Raw genomic sequence first — 8,726 nt, forward strand, 5'->3', positions numbered from 1 at the left:
GCCCGGGCCCGATCCGCGCTCCCCCCGCCCCGGCGTGCGCGCCACCGCGGCGGTGAACCGGCGGTTGCTCTCCCGGCCCGGCCGACGGGTGCTGCTGCTGAACCTGTGGGTGCCCAACGGGCTGGTGGCCGGCTGCTCCGCGCTGTTCATCCCGCACTCCCCGCAGCACGCCGGGCTGCTCCTGGCGGCCGGCTCGATCGGCACGGCGGCGGGGGACCTGCTCGTCGGACGGCTGTTCACCGCCCGCGCCCGGCGGCGGAGCGCGTTCCCGCTGCGGCTGCTGCTCGCCGCGCCCTGGCCGCTGTTCCTCCTCGACCCCCCGCCCGCGGTGCTCGCCGCCGCGGTCCTGGCGGCCTCCCTCGGGTACGCGGCGAGCCTGCCGTTGCAGGAACGGCTCCTGGCCGCGACGCCGGAGGCGGAGCGGGGGCAGGTGCAGGGGGTGGACGCCGCGGGCCGCCCGGCGTGGCAGGGGCTCGGCGCGGTGGTCGCGGGCGCGGTGGCGCAGGTGGTGGGGCCGGCCGGGGCGATGGCGGTGGTCGCCGGGCTCTCCCTGGCCGTCACGGTCGCCTCGCGGCCGTTCGCGGCCCGGGCCGGGGCGTGACCCTCCGCCAACCCGCCGGTGCCGGGAGGTCGGCCCATCGGGTCGTCCCCGTTCGCGGCCGGATCCCGGGGCCGGCGGGGCCGTGACCCGGCCTTCGCGGCCCGCGCGGGGCCGGGCGACGGGGCGGCGGACACGGCGACGGCCGGGCCCCTTCCCGGTGGGGGCCCGGCCGTCCGCGCGGTCGGCTCGCGGTCCGTCCCCGGCCCGCGCCGGGTCGGGGACGGAGCGGGTCACTTGCGGTTGTAGAGCCGCATGGTGAGGGTGCCGAAGACGGCGATCAGCACCGCCGAGGCGATGAACACCCAGCTGATGTCCCCCATGGCGGCCTCGCCGTGCATCAGGCCGCGCACCGCCTCCACCAGGTGGGTCACCGGGTTGACGTTGACGAACGCCTGGAGCCAGCCCGGCATGGTCTCCGGCTCGACCAGGATGTTGCTCAGGAAGGTCAGCGGGAAGAGCACCATCATGCTGACGCCCATCACGGACTTCTCCGAGCGGAGCATCAGCCCGAACATCGTCCAGATCCACGAGAAGGCGAAGGAGAAGCCGACCAGCAGCGCGATGCCGGCCACCACCCCGACCGGCCCGCCCGCCGGGCGGAAGCCCAGGATCAGGCCGACCACCAGGATCACCACCGAGGCGGCGGTGTACCGGAAGGCGTCGCCCAGCAGGTAGCCGACCATCGGCGCCGGCCGCCAGATGGCGAGGGTGCGGAAGCGGTCGAAGACGCCCTTCTCGATGTCGTTGTTGACCGCCACGCCGGTGTACATGGTGGTCATCACCACGCTCATCGCCATGATGCCCGGCAGCAGGAACTGGATGTACTCGCTCGTCGAGCCGGCCAGCGCGCCCCCGAAGAGGTAGGTGAACATCAGCGTCATCATGATCGGGAACGCGGTGACGTCGATGAGCTGCTCGGGGACGTGCTTGATCTTGAGCATGGCCCGCCAGCCGAAGGCGAGCGATGCGGAGAACGGGCTCGGCCGCGGCGGCCGGTGCTCGGTGATCAGCAGCTCCCGCAGCCGATCGGTGGCGGGGGTGCCCTCCGCGCCGTTGGTCCCGGCCGCGGTGGTGTCGGTCGCGGCGCCGGCCGGATCGGGTGCGGTGGTCTCTCGGGTGTCCGTGGGCGCGCTCATGCCGCCGGCTCCTTCACGGTCGTGGTGCTGCGGTCGGTTTCGTCACCGGCGGCCGGGGCGCCGTCGCCCGTCGCGCCCGGGCCGGCGGCACCGGCGCCGGCGACGGTGCCGGGCTCCGCGTCGGTGAGGGCGAGGAAGACCTCGTCCAGGCTCGGCTGGCCGAGGGAGAAGTCGGAGACCGTGACGCCGGCGGCGGCCAGTTCGGCCAGCGCGCGGGCGGCGTGTCCGGCCGCGGCGCCGGCGCTGCCGTCGCCGGTGAGCCGGGCGGTGAGGGCCACCGGGTCGGAGTCGAGTTCGACCTCGGCGCCCGGCAGGGTCTTCTCCAGCAGACCGCGGGCCTCGGCGCGCTGTTCGGTGTCGTGCAGTCGCAGGTGGATCGCGCCGGCGCCCACCGAGGACTTCAGTTCGCCGGGGGTGCCCTCGGCGATGACCCGTCCCCGGTCGATGACCGCGATGCGGTCGGCGAGCCGGTCGGCCTCCTCCAGGTACTGGGTGGTCAGCAGCACGGTGGTGCCGGCGGCGACGACCGTGCGCACCACGTCCCACACCTGGTTGCGGCTGCGCGGGTCCAGGCCGGTGGTGGGTTCGTCCAGGAAGAGCAGGTCCGGTGTGTTGAGGAGGCTGGCGGCGATGTCGAGGCGCCGCCGCATGCCGCCGGAGTAGTTCTTCGCCTGGCGGTCGGCGGCCTCGCCGAGCCCGAACGCGTCGAGCATCGCCGCCGCCCGCCGCCGGGCGTCCGCCCTGCGGTGGCCGAGCAACCGGGCCAGCAGGACCAGGTTCTCGGTGCCGGTCAGGTCCTCGTCGACGGAGGCGTACTGGCCGGTGAGGCTGACCCGGCCGCGCACGGCGTCGGGGTCGCGCACCACGTCCCGGCCGAAGACCCGGGCCTCGCCGCCGTCGGGTCGCAGGAGGGTGGCCAGCATCTTGACCACGGTGGTCTTGCCGGCGCCGTTGGGTCCGAGCACACCGTAGACCGTGCCGGGGCGGACCGTGAGGTCCACGCCGTTCACCGCCTTGGTGTCCCCGAATTTCTTGACCAGGCCGATCGTCTCGATGGCCGGTCCGTCGGGGTGTTCCTTCATGGTGGTCGGGTCCTTCCCCTCGCTCGTCGTGCCGGGTCGTGCCGGTGGTTCGTGTGCGGTGACCGCCCCGGCGCGCCGCGCCGGAAGGGGCCCCCACCCCTTGGGCGCGAGATCCCGGCCGGCACGCCGCCGGCCCCGATCCAGCGGGAGGGCTCCCCTGCCGGGCCCGGCCCCGCGAGGGACCCGGACCGCTCCCCGGAGGGCTACTCCTCGGAACTGGTGATCACGGCGAACAGGGCGCCCGCCGGGTCGACGCACAGCGCCATCCGCCCCACTCCCTCGTGGTCGGAGGGCTCCCGGTGCAGGGCGCCGCCGTGGGCGAGCACCCGGGTGACCGCCGCGTCGCACTCCTCGACCTCGAAGTACGGCTGCCAGTAGGGACCGCCCACCGGCTCCAGGTGTTCGGCGGCCAGTTGCATGATGCCGCCACAGGCGTGCTCGGGGCCGGCGTTTTTCCGGGTGCCGGGGAAGACGACGGTGTAGTTGCCCCGCCCTCCGGGCAGGTCGGTGACCTCGGTGCCCCAGCCCAGGGCGGCGCGGTAGAAGTCGGCGGCCCCGGCGGCGTCGGTGGTGTACAGCTCGGTCCAGCACAGTGTTCCGGGAATGGACACCTCGTCCAGGCCCTCCAGCAGGTCCGGCTGCCACATGGAGAACTCCGCCCCCTGGGGGTCGGCGAAGGCCGCCATCCGGCCCAGCCCCAGGACGTCCATGGGCGGCATCCGCACCGAGCCACCGGCCCGCTCCACGGCCTCGGCGGAGGCCTTGGCGTCGGGGGTGGCGAAGTAGAGGGTCCAGGAGGGGCGGTCGTCCCCGCCCCGGCGCGGGCCGATGCCGGCGACGGTGCGCCCGTCCTGCCGCAGGAAGCCGTACCCGCCCGCCTCCGGACCGGCGTCGGCGAACTCCCATCCGAAGACCGCCCCGTAGAAGGCGAGCGCGGCGGGGACGTCGGGGACGCCGAGGTCCAGCCAGCACGGGGAACCGGGGGCGTAGTCGGTGGTGAGCATGGCGGAAACCTCCAGGGGTCGTCCGTGGGACGCCCGGGCCCGGCGGGGCGGGCCGCCGCGCCCCCCGTCGGATCCGGCCGGGGCTCGGCCGCGGTCCCGACGGGCCATCCGACGCCCGCCGGCCTCCGGGTGTCCCGTCCTGTCCCCAGGATCGCACCGGCCACCGACAGTCGCCCGCGCTCCGGGCAGCCCGCGGGAGGAGACGGCACCCGAGGGGCGCCGGGACGGCTCCGGGGATGTCGGCGGGACGGAGAACCCCGGGGCGCCGGGGTTGCCTCCCATACCCCATAGGGGTATACAGGGGGTATGGATACCCCATGGGGGTATGGCGAGTATGCTGGAAGCGCACGACCGTCGCGAGGAGAGTGTTTCGACATGACCACCGGCACGGCAGCCGATACCGCCCCCGGCACCGCCGGGAGCCCCGACCCGGGCACCGGCGACAGCGGGACCGAACTCGCCATCGGCGGCATGACCTGCGCCTCCTGCGCCGCCCGGGTGGAGCGCAAGCTCAACCGCGTGGAGGGGGTGAGCGCCACCGTCAACTACGCCACCGAGAAGGCCCGGGTCGAGCATCCCGCCGGCGTCTCCGTGGCCGATCTGATCGCCGTGGTCGAGGCCACCGGCTACACCGCCCAACACCTCCCGCCGCCCACCCCGGCGTCCCCGACACCGCCGGCGGCCGGGGCACCGGCCGCCGACCCCGCCGCCCCCGACCCGGGGCGGACCGGCACGGGCCCCGATCCGCTGCTGCACCGCCTGCTGGTGAGCGTGGCGCTGACCGTCCCGGTCATCGTGCTGTCCATGGTCCCGGCCTGGCAGTTCGACTACTGGCAGTGGCTGTGCCTGACCCTGGCCGCGCCCGTCGTGGTGTGGGGCGGCTGGCAGTTCCACCGCGCCGCCTGGACCAACGCCCGGCACGGCGCCGCCACCATGGACACCCTCATCTCCCTGGGCACCGTCGCCGCCCTGGTCTGGTCGATCTGGGCGCTCTTTTTCGGCGGCGCGGGCGAGCCCGGCATGACCCACCCCTTCGAGTTCGTCGTGCGCGCCGACCACGGCCACGCCCCACCCGGCATCTACCTGGAGGTCGCCGCCGGGGTGACCATGTTCCTGCTCGCCGGACGCTGGTTCGAGGCCCGCGCCAAGCGCCGCGCCGGCGCCGCCCTGCGCGCCCTGCTGGAACTGGGCGCCCGCGAGGTCACCGTGGTGCGCGACGGCGTCGAGCGGCGCGTCCCGGCCGCCGAACTGGTCGTCGGCGACCGCTTCGTGGTCCGCCCCGGCGAGAAGATCGCCACCGACGGGCGGGTCCTGGAGGGCGAGTCCGCCGTGGACGCCTCCATGCTCACCGGCGAGTCCGTCCCCGTGGACGTCGCCCCCGGCGACACCGTCACCGGAGCCACCGTCAACACCTCCGGCCGGCTGCTGGTCGAGGCGACCCGGGTCGGCGCCGACACCCAGCTCTCCCGCATGGCGCGGCTGGTGGAGGAGGCACAGAACGGCAAGGCCGCCGTGCAGCGCCTCGCCGACCGCATCTCCGCCGTCTTCGTGCCGATCGTCATCCTGATCGCGCTCGGCACCCTCGCCTGGTGGCTGGTCGACGGCTCCGGCGCGACCGCCGCCTTCACCGCCGCCGTCGCCGTGCTGATCATCGCCTGCCCGTGCGCCCTGGGCCTGGCCACCCCCACCGCCCTGCTGGTCGGCACCGGGCGCGGCGCCCAGCTCGGCATCCTCATCAAGGGCCCGGAGGTGCTGGAGAACACCCGCCGCGCCGACACCGTCGTCCTGGACAAGACCGGCACCGTCACCACCGGCACCATGACCCTGCTGGCGGTCCACCCGGCGGCCGGCGCCGACCGGGCCGAGGTGCTGCGCGCGGCCGGCCCGGCCGAGGATGCCTCCGAGCACCCCATCGCCCGCGCGGTGGCCTCCGCCGCCGCCGGGGAGGTCGGCCCGCTCGCCCCGGTCACCGGCTTCCGCAACCTGCCCGGCCTGGGCGTGCGCGCCGAGGTCGAGGGCCGCGCGGTGCTCGTCGGGCGTCCCCGACTCCTCGCCGAGCACGGCGTGGACCTGCCCGACGACCTGGCCCGGGCCGCCGCCGACGCCGAGGCCGGCGGACGCACCGCCATCGCCGTGGCCCGCGACGGTGCCGCCCTGGGCGTGCTGGAGATCGCCGACGCGATCAAGCCCACCAGCGCCGAGGCCATCACCCGCCTGCGGGAGCTGGGCCTGCGCCCGGTGCTGCTGACCGGCGACAACCGGACCGTCGCCGAGGCCGTCGCCCGACAGGTCGGCATCGACCCGGCCGACGGCGGGGTGATCGCCGGGGTGCTGCCCGAGGAGAAGGTCGAGGTGATCCGCAGGCTGCGGGCCGAGGGCCGGACGGTCGCCATGGTCGGCGACGGCGTCAACGACGCCGCCGCCCTGGCCACGGCCGACCTGGGCCTGGCCATGGGCACCGGCACCGACGCCGCCATGGAGGCCGGCGACATCACCCTGGTCCGGGGCGACCTGCGGGCGGCGGCCGACGCCGTGCGGCTGTCCCGCAGCACGCTGTTCACCATCCGCACCAACCTGTTCTGGGCCTTCGCCTACAACACGGCGGCGATCCCGCTGGCCGCCGCCGGACTGCTCAACCCGATGATCGCGGGCGCGGCCATGGCGCTGTCCTCGCTGTCGGTGGTCGCCAACAGCCTGCGGCTGCGCACCTTCCGCGCCGCCGCCTGACGGGCCTCCCCGGGCCGGGCGGCCCGAACCCGGCCCCGGTCCCGGCCGGGGGCGGTCACCTCCGGGAGGTGGCCGCCCCCGCGCCCGGTCCGGCCGTCCGGTCGGCCCCCGGATCACCGATCCCGGCCGCCGGGCCACGGGCCGCCGCGCGCGCCCGCGGGCCTTCCCGTCCCGACCGCTCGCCCCCGACACGTGCAGGGCTTCGACGTGAACACGTGCGAGTGGGTCAACCGGCCGGGGCCCGCGCCCCGGCCGCTCACCCCGACCGGAAAACGGCACGGGCGGTGTTCCGGGACCCGAAGGTCCCGGAACACCGCCCGGGGTGATCGCCGCGGTCCGCCGGCGGGGGCCGTCAGCGGGTGACGACGTGCCGCTCGTTGGGGACGCAGTGCGTCATGGTCAGGCCGGAGACGTCCCGCGGCGGGTTCTCGCCCAGGTTCTCCAGCCGCTTGCGGTCCTCGTCGGTGAGGTCCTGGGAGGCCAGCGGCTCCAGGTGGGCGACGTCCTTGGGCGAGATGCCCAGGCCCTCGCCGACCCGCAGGCCCAGCTCGTTCTCCACCAGCAGGAAGTGCCAGACCATGCGCTCCTGCACCGCCCGGTCCGCCTGCGAGATCAGGTCGATGAAGTTCTTCACCAGGTCGTCCCGCTCCCAGTCCTCCATCAGCCGGAACCGCTGGCCGGCCTGGAGGTAGTCGTTGGTGCGCGGGATGCGCTTGCGGGTGAGCCGGCCCCGGATCTCCGGGCCCTGCTCGTCCGCCGTCGGGTAGGTCCCCTCGCGCAGGCCGCCGGTGATCGAGGGCTCGTAGTTGACCTCCGGGTTCTCCCCGTGCCCGTCCTGGTCGTACGCCATCTGCCCGTCGCGCTGGTTGGTGTGCACGGTGGCGTTCTTCGGCCGGTTGACCGGCAGCTGGAGGTAGTTCGGGCCCACCCGGTAGCGCTGGGTGTCGCTGTAGGAGAAGGTCCGGCCGACCAGCATCTTGTCGTCGGAGAAGTCCAGGCCGTCGACCAGCACGCCGGTGCCGAAGGCGATCTGCTCGTTCTCGGCGAAGTAGTTGCTCACGGTGCGGTCCAGCACCATCCGGCCCACCGCCTTGGGCGGGAACTCCTGCTCCGGCCAGGTCTTGGTGTCGTCCAGCGGGTCGAAGTCCAGCTCGGGGTGCTCGTGGTCCTCCATCATCTGGACCCGCAGCTCCCACTCCGGGTAGTCCCCGCGCCGGATCGCCTCGTACAGGTCCTTGGTGGCGTGGCCCAGCTCGCCCGCCTGGACGGCCGCCGCGTCCTCCTCGGTCATGCTCCGCACGCCCTGCTTGGGCATCCAGTGGTACTTGACCAGGACGGTGTTCCCCTCCTCGTTGACCCACTTGTAGGTGTTCACCCCGAAACCCTGCATGTGCCGGTAGTCGGCCGGGATGCCGCGCGGGCTGAAGAGGTTGATCAGCATGTGCATCGACTCCGGCGTCTGCGACATGAAGTCGAAGATCCGGCCGGGCTTCTGCTCGTGCGAGACCGGGTCGGGCTTCAGGGAGTGGATCACGTCCGGGAACTTGATGGCGTCCCGGATGAAGAAGACGCCCAGGTTGTTGCCGACCAGGTCCCAGTTGCCGTCCTCGGTGTAGAACTTCACCGCGAAGCCGCGCGGGTCGCGGGCGGCCTCGGAGGAGTCACGGCCGCCGATCACGGTGGAGAAGCGCACGGCCACGTCGGTGCGCTTGCCCTCCTCCTGGAACAGCTTGGCGCGGGTGTAACGGCTGATGGGCTCGTCGCCCCACTTGCCGTAGCTCTCGAAGTAGCCGTAGGTGGTGACGCCCCGGGCGTGCACCACCCGCTCGGGGATGCGCTCGCGGTCGAAGTGGCTGATCTTCTCGAGGAACTGGTAGTTCTCCAGGGTGGCCGGGCCGCGCGCCCCGACCGTCCGCTGGTTCTGGTTGTCGTAGACGGGGTGACCCTGCCGGTTGGTGAGGATCGGGCGGTCGTCGTCGGAGGCGGATCCCTGACCTGCTACATCTGTCACTGTTCTTGCTTCCTTCGTACCGGAGACCACTGGTTTCACACCGTGGGGGCGAGACGCGCGTACCCGTTTGTCCGGCCCCGATGCGGAAGCTCACCTTTTCGGCACATCCGTTTCATTCGTTTCGCGGAGCGCGCGGGGGGCGGGACGCGCCGTGCGCGTCCCGCC

The 8,726-nt window shown here is 74.2% G+C and carries 6 protein-coding genes; 2 read left to right on the forward strand and 4 right to left on the reverse strand.

What is annotated here, in order from left to right:
• Nucleotides 1–601, forward strand: a 601-nt coding sequence (locus FOE67_RS09270) for an MFS transporter (RefSeq protein ID WP_323384556.1), incomplete at its 5' end; no start/stop codon positions are given.
• A gap of 230 nt (nucleotides 602–831) precedes the next feature.
• Here the strand turns inward: FOE67_RS09270 and FOE67_RS09275 are convergent.
• The 3 genes from FOE67_RS09275 to FOE67_RS09285 form a co-directional block, all read right to left on the reverse strand.
• On the reverse strand, nucleotides 832–1,737 hold the full coding sequence (locus FOE67_RS09275) for an ABC transporter permease (protein ID WP_182662417.1): 906 nt from the start codon (nucleotides 1,735–1,737) through the stop codon (nucleotides 832–834).
• Nucleotides 1,734–2,819, reverse strand: a complete 1,086-nt coding sequence (locus FOE67_RS09280) for an ATP-binding cassette domain-containing protein (RefSeq protein ID WP_182662419.1) — start codon at nucleotides 2,817–2,819, stop codon at nucleotides 1,734–1,736. Before FOE67_RS09280 ends, FOE67_RS09275 begins: the two co-directional genes overlap by 4 nt.
• Before the next feature lie 203 nt (nucleotides 2,820–3,022).
• On the reverse strand, nucleotides 3,023–3,823 hold the full coding sequence (locus FOE67_RS09285) for a VOC family protein (RefSeq protein WP_182662421.1): 801 nt from the start codon (nucleotides 3,821–3,823) through the stop codon (nucleotides 3,023–3,025).
• A 375-nt stretch (nucleotides 3,824–4,198) separates the two neighbouring features.
• On the opposite strand from FOE67_RS09285, the gene FOE67_RS09290 reads away from it, so the two are divergent.
• Nucleotides 4,199–6,550 carry a heavy metal translocating P-type ATPase gene (locus tag FOE67_RS09290; RefSeq protein ID WP_182662423.1) on the forward strand — a complete coding sequence of 784 codons (2,352 nt, stop codon included), beginning with the start codon at nucleotides 4,199–4,201 and terminating at the stop codon, nucleotides 6,548–6,550.
• A gap of 352 nt (nucleotides 6,551–6,902) precedes the next feature.
• On the opposite strand, the gene FOE67_RS09295 is transcribed toward FOE67_RS09290, so the two are convergent.
• Nucleotides 6,903–8,561 carry a catalase gene (locus FOE67_RS09295; protein ID WP_182662425.1) on the reverse strand — a complete coding sequence of 553 codons (1,659 nt, stop codon included), beginning with the start codon at nucleotides 8,559–8,561 and terminating at the stop codon, nucleotides 6,903–6,905.
• Nucleotides 8,562–8,726: the final 165 nt, after the last annotated feature.

This window comes from Streptomyces calidiresistens (genome assembly GCF_014141525.1).
Lineage (GTDB): Bacteria > Actinomycetota > Actinomycetes > Streptomycetales > Streptomycetaceae > Streptomyces > Streptomyces calidiresistens.

Bases quoted from the DNA above. Each gene is read 5' to 3' on its own strand.
- FOE67_RS09275 (WP_182662417.1), bottom strand. From the start codon at position 1,737: ATGAGCGCGCCCACGGACACCCGAGAGACCACCGCACCCGATCCGGCC.
- FOE67_RS09280 (WP_182662419.1), bottom strand. From the start codon at position 2,819: ATGAAGGAACACCCCGACGGACCGGCCATCGAGACGATCGGCCTGGTC.
- FOE67_RS09285 (WP_182662421.1), bottom strand. From the start codon at position 3,823: ATGCTCACCACCGACTACGCCCCCGGTTCCCCGTGCTGGCTGGACCTC.
- FOE67_RS09290 (WP_182662423.1), top strand. From the start codon at position 4,199: ATGACCACCGGCACGGCAGCCGATACCGCCCCCGGCACCGCCGGGAGC.